The organism is Providencia sp. PROV269 (assembly GCF_028477785.1).
Classification (GTDB): domain Bacteria; phylum Pseudomonadota; class Gammaproteobacteria; order Enterobacterales; family Enterobacteriaceae; genus Providencia; species Providencia rettgeri.
Window position 1 is genome coordinate 197,243 of sequence record NZ_JAMPLV010000003.1, and the last position, 19,734, is coordinate 216,976.

Here is a 19,734-nt window from a genome sequence, read left to right on the forward strand (position 1 = left end):
ATTCAATCTATATCTATTAAATTAACATTAATAAAAAAAACATTTTTTATTTATTTATTTAGTTTTATACTGGCCTATATACTACCTGACTGATTTAATATATTTTTATGAAAGAAAAAATCGTTAAAAACCTTGTTAGCCTAACTCATGGTACCAACAATGATGTTAAAATAGCGGCGATAAATGCATTAGGAGATTATATTTGTTCTATTGAACAAGAAGATGCTATCGATAGACTATTAGCTTTATGTGAGGATTATAATAAAGATATTGCTGTAGCATCAATTGTATCAATTAGCAAACTAGCTAAATTCTTCCATGAAACCCAACAAAACAAAACCAATTAAAAAAATAACGATTTAACGTAAAATTCATTTATTTAACAAATGATTTGCATTATGAGAAAATAAAGGAAGAAACATGACTGAATTATGGTTTATTCATTTAGATAAGTAAATTCAATTGAATTAATTAATTCCAATGGCAGAATAATAATCAATAAATATCTAAAGGAGATATAACATGAATATATTAAAACCATTAATTCTCAGTGCAAGTTTAATCGCGATTAGCTTTTCAACATTCGCTTACCCAGGAGATGGTAATGGTTCATGGCACCGCGGAGGGTACCAAAACCAACAGCAATATAATGATAGGCCTTGCGATAATTACCGTCACTCTAATCATGCAAATCGTCACCGTGGTATGATGCAGTATTCAACATCAATTCAAACTACTCAACCAGATGAAACACTGAAAAAAATTGCTGCAGATGCTCCTAAAGGAGAAAATGGTAAACAATATATGGTTAAAGTTGCGGTTGTAGAAATTACACCTAACTTTCCAGTACAAGGCCAATAATTTTTACCAAGGGTAGAATAAACTACCCTTTTTTGTTTATATGACTTCAATGGTTATACCCCCCCATAATTGATCCCCCTTACTTTGCTATCTTGGCATGACATGTTTCTTTTCTTATTTACCGTAGATAAATTTGCAATAGTTCAGAAACCAACCAGATGAATAAGTAATCATAAAAAGTAAATAATTATTTACTTTGGAACTATTTTGAGTAATCTAATACTTTCAAAGATAATAATTTCAGGGAATAACTATGGATCGCCGTTCGTTTCTTAAATCCACATCACTAGTTGCAGGTGGAATTGCACTTAACTCACTTTTTAATCAAGCCATTGCGCAAACAAACAACATAAATATACCAAGTGAAAAACAACCTCTCTTGCTGAATTTTAATGAAAATTCATTAGGGATGTCACCGAGTGCAAAAGAGGCCATTATCAAAGCGTTACCTAATGCATTTCGTTATCCGGATGACGCTCGTGCTGAATTACAGCATAATATTGGTGAGCTCTACAGTTTATCTAATAAGCACATTAGTATGGGTAATGGATCATCTGAAACGATTCAAGCTGTTGTCGCTATGTTGGCAAATAAAGCAAACAAACTCGGTAAAAAAATTCAACTAGTCACCCCTGATCCAACGTTCAATTATGCAGAACTTTATTCTCTGCCATTAGGTATTAAGATAACCAAAATTCCTTTAAAAACTGATTTATCATTTGATCTAGAAGGAATGGAAAAAGCTGCTAATGATTTTGACGGTTTATCAATGGTCTATATTTGTAACCCGAATAACCCGACAGCAATGATCACGCCTTATAGCCAGTTGGTTAAATGGATGAGTAAAGAGTCTGACAACACATTTTTTATCGTTGATGAAGCTTACGCCGAGTTTGTTGAAGACCCAAATTTTACGAGTGCTATTCAATTAGTCAAAAAAGGCCAAAATAACCTGATTGTCACACGTACTTTCTCAAAAATTTTCGCCTTAGCAGGTTTAAGAGTTGGCTATGGTGTTGCGACCCCCGAAATTATTGCTGCTGTAGACGAATTTTTATCTATTGATAATACCAATACAGCGGGAGCAGTCGCTGCAATAGCGTCTCTAAAGGATAAATCATTTATTGAATACAGCCTAAAATCTAACAATATTTCGAGAAAAATCGTAGAAAAAGCATTAAATGAGATTGGGTTAGAATATGCCCCATCACAGGCTAATTTTATTTTCCATAAAGTTAAAGGTGACGTAAAAACCTATCAACAACGTATGGCTGAAGCTCATGTTATGGTTGGCCGTGAATTCCCACCTGCCATTGGCTGGAATAGACTCACACTAGGAACCCCCGAAGAAATGCAGCAATTTGTTGTGATATTAAAGCAGTTTCATGAAAAAGGATGGGTATAAATTAAGTTCTCTCCAAAAAGAGCAGTTCAAGCTGCTCTTTTTACATTAAAATGGCCCCTTAAAGATAAAAAAGGCGCCTGCAAAAATAAAAATAAAACCAATTAAATGGTTAATGGTAAAATTTTCACCTAAATATAATACCGAAAAAAGAACAAAAACACAGAGTGTTATCACCTCTTGCATTGTTTTTAATTCAGCCGCACTGTAATACTGATGCCCTAACCGATTAGCTGGCACTGCAAAACAGTATTCAACCAATGCAATTAACCAGCTAAAGAAAATAACAACATACAACGGCTTTGTTGTGAACTTTAAATGGCCGTACCAAGCAAACATCATAAATACATTTGAAATAATAAGTAAGAATACTGGATAAAATTTAGTTAACATGCTGATTCAATAGACAAACAATAAATAACCGATATTATGAGGTTAGAATTAACACACGACAATGTGCTCCCATAAATACCCCTGCGCTTCATATCATAAATTTAAACGTATTTAGCAATCATTACGAGGTAATAATGAATATTAAATATGAATTAATGACACAACCAGATTGTCCTGCTGTCGCTCAATTATTGCAATCTAATTCTGAATCTCAACAAGGTGGATTACTCGGTGAATACCCTCAAGCCAAAGTCAATGCAATGTTTGCAGGAAGTCTGACTACCGTTGTAGCTCGAGATGGAAATAAAATTATCGCTGTCGTATTTAGCTTTGACCCTAATTCCTCATCCCTCCCCCCTATAGCACATTTGATCATTAAACAGCATGCAGAAATTGTACAAGGCAACTGGTTCTATGGTCCTGTTTGTATCGATAGTGATTATCGAGGGAGAAATATTCTCAAATCACTTTTTGATAAAATTTGTTCGTACAACCAAGGAAAGCCTATTGCCTTTATTAATGCAAACAATCTCAGATCGCTTATGGCGCATCAAAAAATAGGCATGAGCAATGCCACTAACTTTGAATTTAATGGCATCACATATCATCTAATGGTAGGGAGTTAATTGTGTACCAATTGGTACATTTTTATTTTAATTTGCTTATTTTTTGCTACACTGTGACAAATTATTGTATACAGGAGTCATTTTATGACAGATTTCATTAGTGCAAATCAAAAAGCATGGGATAAACAAGCTGAATCACAACTTGCTTGGTCAACCCCCGTTGATTCCAAAACTATCAATGATGCCAAACAGGGAAAATGGCAAGTTCATTTAACACCAACTCCTGTTGATGATACTTGGTTAGGGAATGTAAAAGATAAAAAAATTCTTTGCTTAGCTTCTGCGGGGGGGCAGCAAGCTCCGGTACTCGCGGCAGCAGGAGCAAATGTGACTGTTTTTGATTTTTCTCAGAAACAGCTTGACCAAGACAAAATGGTGGCAGAAAGAGATAATTTAACCTTAGAGATTGTTCAAGGTGACATGCGATCATTACACATGTTTGCTAATGAAACATTTGATATTATATTTCATCCTATTTCTAATCTGTATATTCCGGATGTTAGCCCTGTCTGGCAAGAATGCTACCGTGTTTTAAAACCAAATGGACGGCTGTTATCCAGTTTTTTTAATCCTGTTGTTTTTATTGGGGAACGAGATAAGCAATATGACGAACAAGGTATAATAAAGCCAAGTTACACTATGCCTTACTCCGAACTATCTACTTTATCGGCAGAGCAAATAGCACAAAAGCAGGCAAAGCAAGAAGCTTTTGTATTTGGTCATTCACTGACAGATCTCATTGGTGGGCAAATAAAGGTAGGTTTTCATATCACAGGCTTTAAAGAGGACTGGCAACCTAATCCACGCTTTGTCGTTGACAATTATCTACCCACATTCCTAGCGACGATGGCAGTTAAATCAAATTAATATTAGTGACGCTCGTTTTGCTAGCAACTCAACGAGCTATCATTAATTTAGCTTCTTTTACAATATCTATCCCACACAGCTTCAAATTGTTCTGCGGGAATAATATCATCTGTTTTTTCTACAAAAGGAATGGATATCATTACTTTTCCAGCTCTATTTTTATGAAGCCTAACGATAAATCTTTTATAGCCATGGGGTAACTCATTTTCAAAACCAAAGACTTCACCGCAATAATAGCCCGTTTCATCCCCTTCTTCATTTTTCGTCAATACATAATATTGAACATTTTTATAATTTGCAGCAGAAGGGTAAGCAAGAAAATCTTCGACAGAACTTTTCACTCGGCTTTCGGTATCTAACTCAGCATCAAGTTTAACTTCAGTCATAATTCCTGCAATATACGCACAGCCAGCAACTAACAGTAATACCAGGGTTCTTAATAACATTTTAATGGTACAGCTCAATAGAAAACATTGCTTATCATTATAATTAATACTTAAATTTTTGCGACTATAGCCAACCATGTTTAAGCCGTCAGCATATCGAGAGAGTTTAGTTTTATGATGTTTTATAGCTAATTATTTTACTCTATGTTATTTATTGAGTGAGTTGCCATATATAAACTAATATTGCCGCTGTTATTATCCAAATAGCGGTTGCCATACTTAAACTTCCCCAAGCGGTCATTTTCGTTGCTAACAAATATACCGTTAGTAAATACATTGCATAAGGAATGAGAGACCAGAGCCCAAACAGTGCAGTTTTTCTGAGAGCTTCTGTTCCTTGTTCTTGAACGACGATAACATGAGCAATTAATGCAAATGTAGGAAATAACGGAACTAAACCTGCAATATAGTAAATTTTACTACGTGAAAATAGTGCAATAATCAATACGGCTAAAGCACCTAAAAGGCATTTAAAGAATAAAGAAAGCATACCGCACTCTAGACTCAAATTTTAAACGTTGACTATTATTATCACAAATCACTCGTAAATTAACTCTCTTGTAGGTAGCAATCTACAACAATTATTTCCTCTTATTCCCTCGTTATCAGTAAAAGTTGCCTAATCCCTTTCAATTTTATGAGCTAAGTCAAATTGTTGAATATAAAGTATCCAGAATTAGTGCCGATACATTTACTTAGTCCCTACGCCTGATGCTTTCGCGTGACTACATATAACTTTTTAGCTATCGGACAGCTTCGATTTGCTCATGGTTAATAACGTTATGTTTAGAAGTCGTTCTTAGTATGCGTACAAACATACTACTCGATGGTATGAAAGGAAATAATCAATGATGTCTGGTAATTTAAAAAAAATTAATTTTAGTTCAGCTAAATTCTCTTTTTCTGGTTTTAAGACAACAACCCTAGTCTGGTTTATTTCAGGCCTGCTTATCGCCCTTCTTCTTTCAACCTGTTGGTTTTTCTTTAGTTCTTTAAAACAATATCAAGAAACATTAACCAAGCTCGATACTATCTATAACGAACAAACACAGTTGAATAATACATGGCAGTCTTTATTACAGGCACGAAATACTTTAAATCGTGCTAGCTCTCGCCATTTGTTGATTATCAATAAGATGAAAACTTCAAATACTGACATAGATAGCCTTATCGAGTTTTATCATAAAAAAATGGCAGAAACAGGTAATTATTGGGATGCATTCACTGCCACCTCACTCTACAAAAATAGCGATAAATTTGCTGAGTTAGAAAAATCATATAAAGCGTTATATGCTGCATTGAATGAACTTTCAGTCTTTCTAGTTCAAGGAAAAACATATGACTTTTTAAACCAGCCGACTCAAGGATTTCAGGATACATTTGAGAAAAACTACGTAAGTTATCATCAACAATTAAATAGTAGTTATCATGATATTGCTCTTGCAAGTGAGCAACTGTATAAACAAAGTTTGATTGGTTTAATCATTACTATCTCAATAGTTATCCTCTTAGCTCTATTTATTCGATTTATTCTACAACTTTTCTTTATTCGCCCACTAAACCAAGTTATTGATGGTATTGAAAAAGTTAGCCAAGGCGTTTTATATCACAGCTTTGATAATAAAGGGTTATATGAGATCAAGTTACTTAAACAGCATGTGTCTAATATGCAAAGTAAACTGATTGATATCGTCAAAAATATTTATGACAACACTCACCATATAAAAGTTGAACTTGGTGACATCACTCAAATGAATCACGACCTTTCTATTCGAGCAGATCAACAGGCCGCAGCCATTGTTGAAACAGCAGCCAGTGTCGAAGAGCTCGATTCCTCTTTTAAATTAAATACGGCCCACACTAACCAATCGTGTCAATTGATGTCCGAGACGAGTGTAACGATTGATAAAAGTAATGAACTTATTTCTGATGTTGTAGAAAACATGGATGATATTGTCGATTTTTCCAAAGAAATCAGTAAAATCACCTCCACCATCGATAACATTGCTTTTCAAACTAATTTATTAGCATTGAATGCCGCTGTAGAAGCTGCCAGAGTGGGTGAACATGGCAAGGGCTTTGCGGTTGTCGCAAATGAAGTACGCGAATTATCAATTAGTTGTACTCAGGCATCCAAAGAAATTAAGCTATTAATTAATAATTCAAACGATAAAATTAATCACTGTTTCCAATTAGCTGCGGATGCAAATGATAATATCGTTTCAATTGCACAAGACACATCTAATATCAATGAAATGATCCAAAGTGTTGCCCTTGCTTCGAATGAGCAAACCCATGGGGTAAGCCAAATACACTTAGCAATTAATGAGTTAGATAATACCACACAAGCGAATGCAGCTATGACTCGCGAATTGCAATCATCCTTAAAAGCGTTAGAGTCTCAATCAGATTTATTAGAAGATATTATTTCTATTTTTCACACAGAACCGAAAAGTGACCATGAAGTTGACAGTGATATTCACTACGAGGTGAAAAAAGTAAAATAATTTGTCTAAACATGTATTATCTTGTATCGCAATTTATTTAGGAGGTTGGCTTTAGATAGTCGCCTCCGATAATTTTCTCATATCCCTCTCATTCCTCCAATTTTTGTTACTATGTTTTATCGCCATTTAATAACTTTTTACAGTTTATCTGATATAACAGATTACGATTACTTCTATTAAACATGAGTTCATGATGACAATAAAAATTACTGTTCTTGTAGATAATAATACCCTAATTGATAGCTATTTTTGCGGTGAACCCGGTGTTTGCTACTATATCGAAGCTGATAATAAAAAAATATTATTCGATACAGGCTATTCAGATATATTTATTGATAATGCACATATCTTAAATATTGACCTTGCTGAGATCACTGATCTGGTTCTTTCTCACGGCCACAACGATCACACATGGGGCTTAAGTCACTTAATTCAACATTTTGACCGCCGTAACATTGAAACACAAGAAGCTAAGCACCTGATATACCATCCAGATGCCCTAATTCCAAAAAAATTTCAATCTAAAGTCATCGGAGCGAATACACCTAAAGAGTTTTTAGCTTCTTATTTTCATTGTATTGAAACGACTAAGCCATATTATCTTTCTGAAAATATTATATTTTTAGGCCAAATTCCTAGAGCCAATAGCTTTGAAGGAAAAGACCCCATTGGTACTACCCTCGACTTCAACCATAATATCGTTGACGACTATGTCTTTGATGACTCTGCACTTGCCATTAAAACATCGGAAGGCCTAATTGTGATAACGGGTTGCTCTCATTCTGGAATTTGCAATATTACTGAATATGCAAAGCATGTAACTGGCATCAATAACATTGTTACTGTGATAGGCGGGTTTCATTTGCAGCAAGCCTCAGAAGAAGTTTTAGAACAAACAGGTAATTACTTTCGCCAGCAAGATTTAAAATTTATACACCCATGTCACTGTACCGATCTTAACGCCAAAATACATTTAGCGAAATTTGCGCCCGTACAAGAAGTTGGCACAGGGTTACAGTTAACTTACTCAAGTTAATATAAAACCAGTTAACACAAAATAGAATAAAGTAAAACCTAGTGTTACATTAGGTTTTACTTACACCAGTAATATTAAGCCCTTACAAAAACAATCAAAATTTATGTTCTTGAGCCCAAATCTTCATCCGTATTACTGCCTTTAATCATTCTTGTCATTTCTTCGCAACGGATAATTTTCCCATCTTCTATTTGAAAACAAGCAAATACCTCAAATTCACTTATTGAACCATCTTTTTTAGTCGCTTTTGCCAGATGCTGAGTATGAACACACCCATCCCCTTCTGCGATCGATTTTATAGTAATAACGATTGATTCAGTGGCTTCTTTCAATACCTGCAAATGGGCAATAAACTCATTAAAATTAATTTGTTTCCCATCAACAACTTGGATATATTTATCTGAAAAATATTGCTTAGCCACAGACAACGAACCTATATCCTCGCCCAATACCGCATTTAATGCTTGTGTTACCCACTGTGCGTTAGTCATATTTTATCCCTTATCATAAAAACAGCTTTCATCATTGTTATGGGAGTATTATTTTGTATTTCAAGTCAAAAACCAATTTATTATCTTTTTAATTTTATTCTTATACTATATTTCAATAATTTCTTATTTGTCCGTAATTTAATCTACAAAATACCACTTAATTTACCATTTTTATGATTACTCTGATTTGGATTAAGCACTAATCACTGGTATTATCTAATGGTCTATCTAAGCAATAGACACCTTATAACAATAACTATAAATATACATTTCCATTAGATACCCCTGCATGCAGGGGCTTTTTTTATTAAATAATTTCATCCCCCAAAAAACCATTATTGATAACCTGTGACTTTTTCCTCATTTTACGACTCTCCTAATTGCTAACATCATACTCCAATCCCATACTTTTTAAGCATTATGAAAATATCTTAGCTAACCACCTAAAGAGGTTAATCATGAAGTTACTTTTGTTAGGATGCATACTTACTGCTTCTTTTTCTTTGCAAGCAATTGCCGCTACTGAAACGCCGATCCGGCTAGTTATCCACGGTGGTGCTGGTACTATTACAAAAAATACAATCACGCCTGAACAAGAAAAAGCATACCAAGATAAATTAAATGAAGCGCTAAAAGCAGGTTATAACGTATTGAATAAAGGAGGTTCTAGCCTTGATGCAGTACAAGCTTCCATTAATGTAATGGAAGATTCGCCTTTATTTAATGCAGGCAAAGGTGCGGTATTCACTCACGATGGAAAAAATGAAATGGATGCCTCAATTATGGATGGTAGTAACCTGAAAGCAGGCGCCGTTGCTGGTGTTACCAATATCAAAAACCCAATCAATGCCGCCTATGCTGTTATGACAAAAAGCCCTCACGTGATGATGGTTTCTAAAGGTGCTGAGCAATTTGCTGCAGAGCAAGGCATTGAAATTGTTGATCCATCTTATTTCCGTACTGATTTTCGCTGGGAACAATTGCAAAAAGCGAAAGAAAAAGAAAAAGTCGTATTAGATCATGATGGGAAAACAGCTGCACTATTTGTAGACCCTATGTTATACGATTATAAATATGGCACTGTTGGAGCTGTTGCTTTAGACAAACAAGGTAACCTTGCAGCTGGTACATCAACAGGGGGTATGACAAACAAACGGTATGGTCGTGTTGGTGACTCGCCTATTATTGGTGCAGGAAATTATGCAGATAATAATACCGTGGCTGTTTCCGCAACAGGCTCTGGAGAAATGTTTATTCGTACAGCAACGGCTCATAATATTGCAGCACAGGTAAAATATAATAAAGCCACCCTTTCTGATGCATCTCGTAATGCACTCGATGACGTTAAAGCTATCGGAGGCAGTGGCGGTGTAATTGTATTGGATAAATCTGGCAATTACGCAATGGAATTTAATTCAGAAGGTATGTACCGTGGAACTATAGGTGATGACGGTATCCCTCATGTATCTATTTATAAAGAATAAACTTTAAATAAACAACAATCCCTCAGACTTAATTAATAAGTATTGAGGGATTTTTATTTCTATTATGACAATATTAAGATGAATGACAGTTACAATCTTTAACTATTTGTAAAGGAAATAAACATGCAATTAGAGTAGGTTAATTAATAATTATAACTTTTATAAAAGGTATTTTTATGCGATTTAATCTAACTCAAGTAAATATATTAGAAGAAAACACAAAGGTTACAGGGTTACATATAATTTTACTCGGTGATGATAGTTCTGTTCATACACTTAAAATGGATATAAAAGGTTTGGATACCATGAACATGAGTTTAAGAGATATAGAAAAATATGCTATCAAACAACTTAAACATAACTTTGAACATTGTTCTAATGGTTAAATTTTACGATTACTTCTAGGCAATAATAAAATTTATTGCCATATAAATAAAATTTTTATTCTTCATCAGGATTTTTAAGCACTTTATATATTTCTTCTTTTAATCGTAGTTTCTGTTTTTTTAACTCAACCACCTCATCGCCATACCCTCTTCGGTCTGAATGTTCCAATCTTGCAATTTCATGGTCTAACTGATTATGTTTTTCAAAAAGAGCACGAAAATGAGGGCTTGATTGACGAAGTTGAGAAATTAAATCGCGGTACTCTGGAAACATAAGTTATTTCTCCTGCGTTAGTTTTATCAGCACATAATCTAATCATTTTCACCTAAATCAAAAATAATATCATCCACCTTATATCAAATTTACAACCGACTTCAACTAAATTCCATGTCATTTCGAGTTAAGCATCATCACTATGTTAGCTTAAGCAAGTTATTAATACTTTATTTATGGGTTCATTAAGTTATCAATAAAAGACAGCATCATAATGACTCTATTACACAATGCGTTAATGTTAATATAGCATTTCTACCTCTCATGAAATTTAAACCAATGAGTAAGGTGCACTCAAAAATTTAAGATATCTATTTAGAACTCGGGAAAATAAATGCAAATTAAAAATACCGGCGAAATTGAGCAAGATATTCAGGTATACCTTGTGAATTCTTTCACACAAAATAATACTGGTGGCAACCCTGCTGGTGTTGTTCTCAACCCGCCAGCACTCAGTACTTCACAAAAAATAGCTATTGCGCAACAAGTCGGTTTTTCAGAAACAGCATTTGTCTATAATGGTGAACAAACTGATTTTGAAGTAGATTTCTACACCGCTGAAGGTGAAGTCGATTTTTGTGGTCATGCCACATTAGCGGTGTTTTTCACTTTAGCGTCACTTAAGCTGATTTGCTCTGGGTGTTACACCCAAAAAACCAAGGCCGGTATTCTAAGTGTGTCTGTTAGCCCGAACAATATCGTTATGGAGCAAGCGCTACCCACCCTGCGAGATGGACCTAATATCAATGAAGTTGCAGCAGCCCTTGGCATAACGAGTGACATTATCACTGAAACAAGCTTACCTATCATGATAATTTCAACTGGGTTACCCGACATTATTATTCCCGTAAAAACAGGTTATTTAGATTTACTACAGCCTAATTATGAAGCAATAGCGAAACTAAGCCGTGAATTCAATACGATCGGCTTCCATGTATTTGAGTTAAATCAAGACACATCAATCACAGCACATTGCCGAAATTTCGCACCGCTCTATGGAATAAATGAGGAATCGGCAACAGGCAGCGCTAGCGGAGCGCTTGGCTGCTATTTGGTCAATTATGTCTTACCAAATGAAACTCAATTTCTATTTGAGCAAGGTCGTGCCATGGGATGCACCTCATCGATTCAAGTAAACATTCACTCACAAGCGAAAAAGATTACTCAAGTGAAAGTTGGCGGCCAAGCCGCCATGATGGGAACTCGAATAATACATATTTAACTAGAAGTACAATATGTTAGGCCATAGATTATGATTTAATTATTCAATAAAACAATGAGGCTAGCACATGCAAGATTGGAACCCTGATTTGTATCTGCAATTTAAACAGGAAAGAACTCGCCCATCATATGACTTAATCCGCCATATTCATGCCGATAACGTATGTAATTTAACCGATTTAGGTTGTGGTCCAGGTAATTCAACTCAAATACTTCGTGAAATGTACCCATTAGCAAGAATAATTGGGGTCGATAACTCTCCTGCCATGCTAGTTGAAGCAAAAAAGAACCTTCCTGACTGCCAGTTTATAGATGCAAACATTGAAACCTGGGTTCCTGAAATCAAACAGGACCTTATATTTGCCAATGCTTCGTTACAATGGTTACCTGATCACAACCTATTATTCCCTCATCTTGTTGATCAATTAAAAAGCAACGGTATTTTAGCCATCCAGATGCCAAATAATTGGAATGAACCCACACATGCTTTAATGCGCAAAGTGGCCAGTGAGCAAGCGATTTCCGCCGTCAATAGAACAGCGCTTTTATCAATAGCTGAATATTATGATTTGCTTTCAGCAGCCCATTGTTCTGTTGATATATGGCAAACGACTTATTATCACGTCATGCCATCGATTGATTCAATCATTGATTGGTTAAGCGCGACAGGATTAAGACCCTACGTTGAAAACCTAGATAAAAAACAAACCGAACAATTTCTCGCTCGTTACCATGAATTATTAACAGAAGCTTACCCAGCACAAGATAATGGCTATGTTTTAATGCCATTTCCTCGATTGTTTATCATCGCAAGAAAGCTTAACTAGTTAGTATGGAAATTTTTCCCATGGATGGGATAGTCTAGCAATATAATGAAATGCTAAGCTGTTAGCCTATAACTATCTTCGATTAACTCCTTGAGTTCATCATCAGTAAGGCGCCCTGGCAACTTTATCGTAATCCAATGCTCTTTACTCATATGATACGCTGGATAAATATCATCTTTTAACCGCAATGAACCAATAAGTTCAGGGGGAGCTTTAAGGTTGATAATATTAATTACCTCCTCATTTTTATTTATTTCTAATTTCTTAGATGAAATACGCATAATAACTGCAAACCACTTTGCGTTGTTTTTTCGTCTAAAAACAATATATTCAGGGTACTTCATCCATGGAGTTTCAGGCTCCACACCATAATTATGCTGAATATAATCAATCAATTCACTTCTGTTCATTTTATCATTCCATCTCATCAATGATGATTAAATAAAATTACTTACCTACGGAATTATACGCCTTCTCGCTCGCTCTGTAACAATATCTTTATTTCATACAGTTATACTCAAAGGAGTTTTCTTTTACTAAAATTCTTATGGCAACATGAATATCACCAGTGAATCTTCTAGAGGAACTATTGAACCGAGATTTATTTTTCGAACGATAAATTAACAAAGAACAGTTACTAAATAGAAATCACTTTAATGATCCCAAGCAACCACAAGACCATTATAGTGAATAATGTGCTTAATTACTGACATCGATTATCCCAAATCTTCTGAAAATCCGGCTCAGAGATCATTTCCCCCTCGAAATCAAATAAAGGAATGGAAAACACGCACTGGCCTTCATGATTAGCAGCAATTTCAACAATAAACCGCTTATACTTATATGGTAAATCATCTTTAAATGTAAACACTTCACCACATACATCCCCAATAACCTTATGACCCATCATTGAACCATGTGAATAGAATTTAACATTTCTCATGTCAGCAGCTTTCGGTTGGTGCATAAAATCCACTACTGTCTGTTTAGCGCCATCAATAAGGGTTGGTTTTTTACTAAAGTTTATTGAAACACCTATGATAAAGGCTAATAATATCAACAACAAAACACATAGAACTCGCAAAATTTTGGTGTACACAACAAGCTACCACTCCTGATATTAATTGCTTATAATGTATTCCTAATATACGTTTAGGGCAATCATAACCCCTATTTAGCGTGTGATTTGCTTAAGTCCTTTGAAGAAAACCATATCTGTTTTGCACTTACATGAACCCTTTTCTGTTAAAACTCGCTATTACCATTCGATGTTGTATCTATCATGGCAGATAAAATCTGATACAAATATTACAACTGATAAAACATCAATTATGTGTATTTAATCAATCTTGAATATGTATATTCACCCATTATTTTATAAGAAAATTAATATTTGAGGGTGCTAATTTTTACATTTAGTTAAAAATGCACCAATTCAATTCACATAGGAAGTAATTATTTAAAGAATATAACAATAAACACTAAAGACAACCTTTACCTTTGGAAATATGAATAGCTATACTGTTTTATTTTTCAGCAGTAAATAAATAATAAACGCATGGTTCCATATTGAAACGAGACATGAAAATTTCACCCTTCACAATTAATTTACTCAAGTATATAAAACCACTGCCGATATTCTAAATAATCACGACTAGATTTAATATAGATCCGTTATTACTCATAGTAAAATCAGTACATAATAAAATTCCCTGGACTGATTTATTATTATCCAATCAATTAATTTGTAACAAAACATTTCAATTGGTAATATTTTATTACCAATATGATACAGCATTGTAAATAAGGATATTTATATATGTATAAATTAAATAGAAATATAGAATAAAAAAATAGAATAAATAAAATACTAAACAATAAGCATAATTTAATCATTAAAATTAATATTCAATGTATCGTATAAAAATGAAATCGCAAATACTCTTTATACGAGTAAATACAATTGTCAATTCATTTATCTCGCAATATTGGAAAAATAGCAAAAACTGATTTAATTGCTATTTATCAATATGTTGTTACAAGCTGAAAATTAAAATCAAACGATTGACTTTTCTCTTTCAATCGATTGCGCCTATGAAAAATATATCATTAAGCGTTTTAAACGATTGTACTTAATATTATTATTTGATTAATTTTTATCTCAGAAAATTCTTACTCACTATAGGGGTTAATATGGATCGTGCTATTTTAAATAGCAAAGTAAACATCTTAATTGGAAATTATTTAAGGCAGAAACGTATCGAAAATGATCTGACAGGAGAAGATATAAGCAAATTACTTCATGTCAGTCAACAACAGGTTTCACGCTACGAAAATGGTGTTAATACTATATCATTCAGTCTAATTTTAATGTTTTTAATACAATTAAACATTAGCGTAGAATCCTTCTTCGTTTCTTTATTAAAAGAATTGGAGAGCGAAGGTGAAATTATTGATTTGGGTTTAAATTTATATTCAAATTCATTACCCAACAGAAAACAATATCTTTATTTATAATAACATTCATTATCAACAAAAATACTGCACCAACACCAATATGCTAGAAAAAGAAATAATAAAGAAAGAAATCACACAAAGGAATAAGAACCTTGGTGAATATATAAAAATTATAAGAGTGAAAAATAAAATATCAACTCATGAAATGGCAATTAATTTGGATATTACAGAAAGTCATTATATAGAGTATGAGCATGGAGGCACCTCAATTTATGCAGATCATTTAATAACCATATCTAAAATTTTTAATATAAATATAAATGTATTCTTAAATGTATATATGAAAAACTAGATATTACCACCTGTGTTAAAAGGCTTGGCTGCTGCTAGCCTTTTAACCTTTTCCCCCTGATTTGTCTACATGCTTAAACTTGAAACTAAGCCATCGAGTTGGGCAAAAACCTATGTTATGACCGAAGAATTTTTCTAAATGCACAAACGGGAGTTTTAAGCTCTCGTTTTTCATCTCATAATACCAAGACTATGTAATGCACTACCCTTAGGGTTTATTAACAATTTATTGAATTGACAATGATTATTATTCAGTGCTAATTATGATTATAATCACTAAGTTTGAACATTTTTCTTTACGCAAGATTAGTAAGTTAACCAAATACCCTGTAGGGCGTAACATGAATAATTACTGCTTTTTTATCAAGTCGGAAAAAACCTAAATCAAGCGAACAAGAAATACAAAAGCTGCTGGCTATATACAGCAATTTGAAGAGGTTGAAGCCCCTTCAAGCAAGAAAACACTTGAACGTTTTGCCGATACTCGCAGTGAAGAAGTTAAAAATATCTATGCCTTTGCTGGTGCTGATATCCTTTTAGGCATCGTTGGCGCTGTCGCAATGGTGTTTAAATAGCGTAGGCTGAAGATTACAAAAGTAGATGCTGAGAATATATGCATTCAATTTCCTCATAGCGTGTTTGCTTCTATCCTGATAAGTTTACTAGGTTGTTAGTCCGTATCTGATTCATGATATCCACACGAATTTTCAAGCAAATCGTGGTGAACAAAAAACTACAAATATAATAACAACAAACTTTAAAAATGCGCTAAATAAGTCCGGTTCTGATTGTGGAGAAAAAACGCCAACTTTATTCTATGAGCGACGCTCTTTATCAGAAGGCTATATCTCGAATAGAGAGTTGATACATTAAACTCAAATCAATCCTCTCCATGATATCGACTCGTTCTTATTGGAAAACCTAACCACTTAAAATAGATAAAAAGGAATGTCTTAATGTTGTCTAAAGTCACTCGATTATTCCCATTATGGGCTCTACTCTTATCCATATTTGCTTATTATACACCAAACTCATTTACAGGGGTCTCCCCGTTTATTAGCTACTTACTGATGCTAATTATGTTTACTATGGGAGTAACACTAAGAATTAGCGATTTTAAACGCGTCGTGACAAGACCCGCCCCAGTGATTATTTGTACCTTTATTCATTACTTGATTATGCCCCTAGCAGCTTGGCTTTTGGCTAAAGCTTTTGATATGCCAGCTGATCTTGCCGTTGGAATGATATTAGTGGGTAGCGTGGCGAGTGGAACGGCTTCAAACGTGATGATCTATTTAGCGCGCGGGGATGTGGCATTATCTGTTACGATTTCATCGGTATCTACCTTGGTTGGCGTATTTGCAACACCTTTATTGACTCTGTTATATGCAGATACATCAATTAGTGTAAATGTCATGGGTATGTTGCTGTCTATCTTACAAATCGTAATTATCCCTATCATTGCAGGGTTAGTCATTCATCATCTTTTCAGTGAAATAGTGAAAAAAATTGAACCATTTTTACCTTCTTTATCAATGATTTGTATATTAGCAATAATCAGTGCTGTCGTTGCAGGTAGCCAAAGCCATATTGCTTCTGTTGGATTTATGGTCGCTATTGCTGTTGTATTACATAATGGAATCGGTTTAATTGGTGGCTATTGGGGCGGGCGTTTATTTGGTTTTGATGAGTCAACTTGCCGAACTTTGGCAATTGAAGTTGGCATGCAAAACTCAGGGTTAGCAGCAACTTTAGGAGCGCAATACTTTGGTGCTATGGCTGCTCTTCCAGGCGCATTGTTTTCTGTTTGGCATAACTTATCGGGCTCTTTACTCGCCGGATATTGGCAAGGAAAACCAACTAAATAGATACTGTTTGAATACTTAATATCCCCATTAAAAAATTGAGCTACCCAATAATTTGGGTAGTTCCAGTAAAAAGACCATTCCTTGTCATATAGAGGACTAAAGATTTAATATAATGAAAGTTACTCCGCAATAATTTGCCCTTGATGCATTAAAATAATGTGATCAGCAAAGCGAGCCGTAAGGTTTAAATCGCGTAATACACAACACACATTTATTTTTCGTGTATTGACTAGATGCCGTAACAAACGAAAAAGATGTTGTTGGTGGTGAATATCGAGTACTGATGTCGGTTTATTCAAAAATAACCATTTAGATACAGGTTCATCTCCCCAAAGCTGAGCCAATAATATTGCCAACACCCTGCCCACCAGTGCCAAAAACTAACCATCTTGCCATTAATTATTCTCTTTAAGTTGCTTAACTAATAAACGAAAAGCTTCAAGTTGTTCCTGTAATAATTGACGGTGTTCATCACGCCCTAAGAAAATTTTAAACATGGCATCTCCTGATTGATTAAAAAATAAAATCGAGGCGGTATCCATTCCCATAAATTTTCGTTCAATTAGTGCAATATATGTACAATTTTCAGCTTTGATATGCCCTGTCATGCCTTTTTTACCACGTAAATTAAAATAACCATGGCGATGAAAACCTGAAGGCAACTCACCTGAAAATTCTAGAATAACATCCTGCGTATGAACTAGCGTGGTGACATTACCCCATGTGTGGACAGCATCCCAAATCAAGTCAAAATGTTTTCCTATCGTCAAAGCCATATCGGGCAAATGTCTTACTACATCCAATAAGGTGGTATCATATTGTTTTGCAATAGTTTCTAATGTTCCATCGGGCTCTGTTTTCAAAAAATCAGCTAACGCTACATTACTCATTAAATGTTCCTTTACGATATTTTTTCTTGCGTGAATTGGATAGAATTAAGATTCACGATAATCTCTTGAAGTGATTGAAGAATATTACTTGCCCAAAAACGGCCTTCATTCGTTAGTCTTAAATCAGTCGAAGTATCTTGTGTTAATCCTGACTGATACCACTGCTGTAAGAGTGGAGACAGCATTTGCGCATGAGGGGTAAATTGTTCAAGTACAACTCGCGCTGTTTCAATACCAGCCTGTAAGCGATGGCGCCATTGATACTGCGGATCGGTCGTCTGCATCATCATCATGAGCGGTTTTCTTTTCGCATTAATTGCTTCATAATACGAGGTCAGATTCCTCTCCCCCATCCATGAATATCCATTGAGAGAGCCCCCGGCACCAGAGCCAAACGCCAAGCAATCAGCCCCTTGTTTAATCAACAAATTATATAAATTGCGTTCCCGTGTTGTCCGCGCCCAGTGGCTATTACTGATGCAGTGCCAGCCTTGTTTATCCATAAATTCGCAGCCTTGTAAATACAAGTCACGACGCTTGGCAGGATCAGGAACTGTGACTCGATTATTTTCAACCGCTTTACCAAGTGGCGTACTTGGGATCAAATTAAGTGCATAAAGGTCGACACCATCTAGGCCAATCTCACTTGCAATTCTCAGGTCTTCACCCCAAAACTCGGTTGTCTGCTCAGGTAAACCAAATAACAAATCACAAACCACCGCCGCTCTATCTCGATGGCACAATTTTTCCATAAATTTCCGAGCTTCCTCACCATTTGATGTCCGGGCCATTTTTTTACGAATTTTGCTATTAAATGACTGAATACCAATTGAAAAACGATTTGCTCCTGCATCTAAGCATGCATCAATACGTGCATCATCAAAATTAAGAACTCTCCCTTCAATGGTTATTTCACAATCAGGAGCTAATGGTAAACGAAGGCGTAACACATTAATAATACGCGCTAAATCATTAGCAAAAAGTGCAGAGGGTGTTCCACCGCCAAAATAAACAGCATGGATCGGGGCAGACTGGTGTAATACGTTGTCGGCTTCCGTTTCAATCTCCCGGATCAAATACTCTGTATAAATATGGCTTTCAGAGGCATCATAGCGATTTTGGTAGAAACCACAGAAAGTACAATGTGTTGCACAAAAAGGAATATGTAGGTATACCAATCGCTTACGTGGTTCGAACGTCGAATTGATTAATTTCTGCCATGTGTCTTGTCGTTTATCAGCACTAATTGGTACCGCCCCGCGCCAAGGCATTGTTGCATGCCTATCTTTAAATGGTTGATGGCCTTCTAATGCAAAATAAGGCGATAAATCAATATCATATTTCATA

General features: G+C 34.9%; 23 protein-coding genes and 1 pseudogene. 14 read left to right on the plus strand and 10 right to left on the minus strand.

The features are described from left to right. Positions 1-107 precede the first annotated feature (107 nt). The 3 genes from PR683_RS05335 (at position 108) to PR683_RS05345 (ending at position 2,266) form a co-directional block, all read left to right on the plus strand. A complete protein-coding gene (locus tag PR683_RS05335; RefSeq protein WP_004911467.1) occupies positions 108-347 on the plus strand; it encodes a HEAT repeat domain-containing protein in 240 nt (79 codons plus the stop codon). Between the two features lie 175 nt (positions 348-522). Continuing rightward, positions 523-861, plus strand: coding sequence for a hypothetical protein (locus tag PR683_RS05340; protein ID WP_004911469.1), 339 nt, complete (start codon positions 523-525; stop codon positions 859-861). 253 nt (positions 862-1,114) lie between these two features. Then, positions 1,115-2,266 carry a pyridoxal phosphate-dependent aminotransferase gene (locus PR683_RS05345; RefSeq protein ID WP_004911470.1) on the plus strand — a complete coding sequence of 384 codons (1,152 nt, stop codon included), beginning with the start codon at positions 1,115-1,117 and terminating at the stop codon, positions 2,264-2,266. Positions 2,267-2,311: 45 nt separating this feature from the next. Here PR683_RS05345 and PR683_RS05350 read toward each other — a convergent pair whose 3' ends face one another. Further along, positions 2,312-2,656 (minus strand): DMT family protein, encoded by a 345-nt coding sequence (locus PR683_RS05350; protein ID WP_109912416.1) that lies wholly within the window; start codon positions 2,654-2,656, stop codon positions 2,312-2,314. A gap of 134 nt (positions 2,657-2,790) precedes the next feature. Here PR683_RS05350 and PR683_RS05355 point away from each other — a divergent pair, with 134 nt between their 5' ends. Beyond that, the gene (locus tag PR683_RS05355; RefSeq protein ID WP_117162301.1) at positions 2,791-3,282 is read left to right on the plus strand and encodes an N-acetyltransferase; all 492 of its coding nucleotides are present in this window, start codon (positions 2,791-2,793) and stop codon (positions 3,280-3,282) included. Positions 3,283-3,366: 84 nt separating this feature from the next. After that, a complete protein-coding gene (locus tag PR683_RS05360; RefSeq protein ID WP_117162302.1) occupies positions 3,367-4,149 on the plus strand; it encodes a class I SAM-dependent methyltransferase in 783 nt (260 codons plus the stop codon). Between the two features lie 47 nt (positions 4,150-4,196). On the opposite strand, the gene PR683_RS05365 is transcribed toward PR683_RS05360, so the two are convergent. Both PR683_RS05365 and PR683_RS05370 read right to left on the minus strand, forming a co-directional pair. After that, on the minus strand, positions 4,197-4,595 hold the full coding sequence (locus tag PR683_RS05365) for a hypothetical protein (RefSeq protein WP_042851843.1): 399 nt from the start codon (positions 4,593-4,595) through the stop codon (positions 4,197-4,199). A gap of 151 nt (positions 4,596-4,746) precedes the next feature. Continuing rightward, a complete protein-coding gene (locus PR683_RS05370; protein ID WP_004911490.1) occupies positions 4,747-5,085 on the minus strand; it encodes a GlpM family protein in 339 nt (112 codons plus the stop codon). Between the two features lie 358 nt (positions 5,086-5,443). On the opposite strand from PR683_RS05370, the gene PR683_RS05375 reads away from it, so the two are divergent. Beyond that, entirely contained in the window at positions 5,444-7,102 is a 1,659-nt protein-coding gene (locus PR683_RS05375; RefSeq protein WP_109912412.1) for a methyl-accepting chemotaxis protein, read from the plus strand. A gap of 193 nt (positions 7,103-7,295) precedes the next feature. Then, on the plus strand, positions 7,296-8,138 hold the full coding sequence (locus PR683_RS05380) for an MBL fold metallo-hydrolase (RefSeq protein WP_004911498.1): 843 nt from the start codon (positions 7,296-7,298) through the stop codon (positions 8,136-8,138). Between the two features lie 101 nt (positions 8,139-8,239). Here the strand turns inward: PR683_RS05380 and PR683_RS05385 are convergent, their stop codons facing one another. Continuing rightward, positions 8,240-8,629 (minus strand): nuclear transport factor 2 family protein, encoded by a 390-nt coding sequence (locus PR683_RS05385; protein WP_004911500.1) that lies wholly within the window; start codon positions 8,627-8,629, stop codon positions 8,240-8,242. A gap of 458 nt (positions 8,630-9,087) precedes the next feature. Between PR683_RS05385 and PR683_RS05390 the strand changes: the two genes are divergently transcribed. After that, positions 9,088-10,113 carry an isoaspartyl peptidase/L-asparaginase family protein gene (locus PR683_RS05390; protein ID WP_109912411.1) on the plus strand — a complete coding sequence of 342 codons (1,026 nt, stop codon included), beginning with the start codon at positions 9,088-9,090 and terminating at the stop codon, positions 10,111-10,113. A gap of 176 nt (positions 10,114-10,289) precedes the next feature. Further along, positions 10,290-10,499, plus strand: coding sequence for a hypothetical protein (locus PR683_RS05395; RefSeq protein ID WP_109912410.1), 210 nt, complete (start codon positions 10,290-10,292; stop codon positions 10,497-10,499). Positions 10,500-10,554: 55 nt separating this feature from the next. On the opposite strand, the gene PR683_RS05400 is transcribed toward PR683_RS05395, so the two are convergent. After that, a complete protein-coding gene (locus PR683_RS05400) occupies positions 10,555-10,773 on the minus strand; it encodes a YdcH family protein (RefSeq protein WP_110731982.1) in 219 nt (72 codons plus the stop codon). Between the two features lie 334 nt (positions 10,774-11,107). On the opposite strand from PR683_RS05400, the gene PR683_RS05405 reads away from it, so the two are divergent. Together PR683_RS05405 and tam are read left to right on the plus strand one after the other, a co-directional pair. Further along, complete coding sequence (locus tag PR683_RS05405; RefSeq protein ID WP_196718340.1) at positions 11,108-11,995, plus strand: PhzF family phenazine biosynthesis protein; 888 nt, start codon at positions 11,108-11,110, stop codon at positions 11,993-11,995. Between the two features lie 67 nt (positions 11,996-12,062). Next, a complete protein-coding gene (gene tam, locus PR683_RS05410; RefSeq protein WP_164528750.1) occupies positions 12,063-12,821 on the plus strand; it encodes a trans-aconitate 2-methyltransferase in 759 nt (252 codons plus the stop codon). A 53-nt stretch (positions 12,822-12,874) separates the two neighbouring features. On the opposite strand, the gene PR683_RS05415 is transcribed toward tam, so the two are convergent. After that, positions 12,875-13,231, minus strand: coding sequence for an MmcQ/YjbR family DNA-binding protein (locus PR683_RS05415; protein ID WP_272571578.1), 357 nt, complete (start codon positions 13,229-13,231; stop codon positions 12,875-12,877). A gap of 293 nt (positions 13,232-13,524) precedes the next feature. Next, a complete protein-coding gene (locus PR683_RS05420) occupies positions 13,525-13,920 on the minus strand; it encodes a hypothetical protein (RefSeq protein WP_272581708.1) in 396 nt (131 codons plus the stop codon). A 1,094-nt stretch (positions 13,921-15,014) separates the two neighbouring features. On the opposite strand from PR683_RS05420, the gene PR683_RS05425 reads away from it, so the two are divergent. From PR683_RS05425 to panS, 3 genes are all read left to right on the plus strand, one after another. After that, the gene (locus PR683_RS05425) at positions 15,015-15,338 is read left to right on the plus strand and encodes a helix-turn-helix domain-containing protein (RefSeq protein ID WP_004911517.1); all 324 of its coding nucleotides are present in this window, start codon (positions 15,015-15,017) and stop codon (positions 15,336-15,338) included. A 40-nt stretch (positions 15,339-15,378) separates the two neighbouring features. After that, positions 15,379-15,630, plus strand: coding sequence for a helix-turn-helix domain-containing protein (locus tag PR683_RS20320; protein ID WP_004911521.1), 252 nt, complete (start codon positions 15,379-15,381; stop codon positions 15,628-15,630). A 955-nt stretch (positions 15,631-16,585) separates the two neighbouring features. Beyond that, on the plus strand, positions 16,586-17,497 hold the full coding sequence (gene panS, locus PR683_RS05430) for a ketopantoate/pantoate/pantothenate transporter PanS (RefSeq protein WP_004911522.1): 912 nt from the start codon (positions 16,586-16,588) through the stop codon (positions 17,495-17,497). Between the two features lie 125 nt (positions 17,498-17,622). Here the strand turns inward: panS and hmuV are convergent. The 3 genes and pseudogenes from hmuV to hutW form a co-directional block, all read right to left on the minus strand. Next, positions 17,623-17,853: pseudogene (gene hmuV, locus PR683_RS05435) on the minus strand (heme ABC transporter ATP-binding protein); the annotation flags it as partial. Between the two features lie 39 nt (positions 17,854-17,892). Beyond that, a complete protein-coding gene (gene hutX / locus PR683_RS05440; RefSeq protein ID WP_109913089.1) occupies positions 17,893-18,387 on the minus strand; it encodes a heme utilization cystosolic carrier protein HutX in 495 nt (164 codons plus the stop codon). Positions 18,388-18,398: 11 nt separating this feature from the next. Beyond that, positions 18,399-19,733: a heme anaerobic degradation radical SAM methyltransferase ChuW/HutW gene (hutW, locus tag PR683_RS05445; RefSeq protein ID WP_210850429.1), complete on the minus strand. Its 1,335-nt coding sequence runs from the start codon at positions 19,731-19,733 to the stop codon at positions 18,399-18,401. Between the last annotated feature and the right edge of the window lies 1 nt (position 19,734).

Excerpts from the sequence above, each read along its gene's own strand:
- PR683_RS05335 (WP_004911467.1), top strand. The coding sequence starts at position 108 with ATGAAAGAAAAAATCGTTAAAAACCTTGTTAGCCTAACTCATGGTACC.
- PR683_RS05340 (WP_004911469.1), top strand. The coding sequence starts at position 523 with ATGAATATATTAAAACCATTAATTCTCAGTGCAAGTTTAATCGCGATT.
- PR683_RS05345 (WP_004911470.1), top strand. The coding sequence starts at position 1,115 with ATGGATCGCCGTTCGTTTCTTAAATCCACATCACTAGTTGCAGGTGGA.
- PR683_RS05350 (WP_109912416.1), bottom strand. The coding sequence starts at position 2,656 with ATGTTAACTAAATTTTATCCAGTATTCTTACTTATTATTTCAAATGTA.
- PR683_RS05355 (WP_117162301.1), top strand. The coding sequence starts at position 2,791 with ATGAATATTAAATATGAATTAATGACACAACCAGATTGTCCTGCTGTC.
- PR683_RS05360 (WP_117162302.1), top strand. The coding sequence starts at position 3,367 with ATGACAGATTTCATTAGTGCAAATCAAAAAGCATGGGATAAACAAGCT.
- PR683_RS05365 (WP_042851843.1), bottom strand. The coding sequence starts at position 4,595 with ATGTTATTAAGAACCCTGGTATTACTGTTAGTTGCTGGCTGTGCGTAT.
- PR683_RS05370 (WP_004911490.1), bottom strand. The coding sequence starts at position 5,085 with ATGCTTTCTTTATTCTTTAAATGCCTTTTAGGTGCTTTAGCCGTATTG.
- PR683_RS05375 (WP_109912412.1), top strand. The coding sequence starts at position 5,444 with ATGATGTCTGGTAATTTAAAAAAAATTAATTTTAGTTCAGCTAAATTC.
- PR683_RS05380 (WP_004911498.1), top strand. The coding sequence starts at position 7,296 with ATGACAATAAAAATTACTGTTCTTGTAGATAATAATACCCTAATTGAT.
- PR683_RS05385 (WP_004911500.1), bottom strand. The coding sequence starts at position 8,629 with ATGACTAACGCACAGTGGGTAACACAAGCATTAAATGCGGTATTGGGC.
- PR683_RS05390 (WP_109912411.1), top strand. The coding sequence starts at position 9,088 with ATGAAGTTACTTTTGTTAGGATGCATACTTACTGCTTCTTTTTCTTTG.
- PR683_RS05395 (WP_109912410.1), top strand. The coding sequence starts at position 10,290 with ATGCGATTTAATCTAACTCAAGTAAATATATTAGAAGAAAACACAAAG.
- PR683_RS05400 (WP_110731982.1), bottom strand. The coding sequence starts at position 10,773 with ATGTTTCCAGAGTACCGCGATTTAATTTCTCAACTTCGTCAATCAAGC.
- PR683_RS05405 (WP_196718340.1), top strand. The coding sequence starts at position 11,108 with ATGCAAATTAAAAATACCGGCGAAATTGAGCAAGATATTCAGGTATAC.
- tam (WP_164528750.1), top strand. The coding sequence starts at position 12,063 with ATGCAAGATTGGAACCCTGATTTGTATCTGCAATTTAAACAGGAAAGA.
- PR683_RS05415 (WP_272571578.1), bottom strand. The coding sequence starts at position 13,231 with ATGAACAGAAGTGAATTGATTGATTATATTCAGCATAATTATGGTGTG.
- PR683_RS05425 (WP_004911517.1), top strand. The coding sequence starts at position 15,015 with ATGGATCGTGCTATTTTAAATAGCAAAGTAAACATCTTAATTGGAAAT.
- PR683_RS20320 (WP_004911521.1), top strand. The coding sequence starts at position 15,379 with ATGCTAGAAAAAGAAATAATAAAGAAAGAAATCACACAAAGGAATAAG.
- panS (WP_004911522.1), top strand. The coding sequence starts at position 16,586 with ATGTTGTCTAAAGTCACTCGATTATTCCCATTATGGGCTCTACTCTTA.
- hutX (WP_109913089.1), bottom strand. The coding sequence starts at position 18,387 with ATGAGTAATGTAGCGTTAGCTGATTTTTTGAAAACAGAGCCCGATGGA.
- hutW (WP_210850429.1), bottom strand. The coding sequence starts at position 19,733 with ATGAAATATGATATTGATTTATCGCCTTATTTTGCATTAGAAGGCCAT.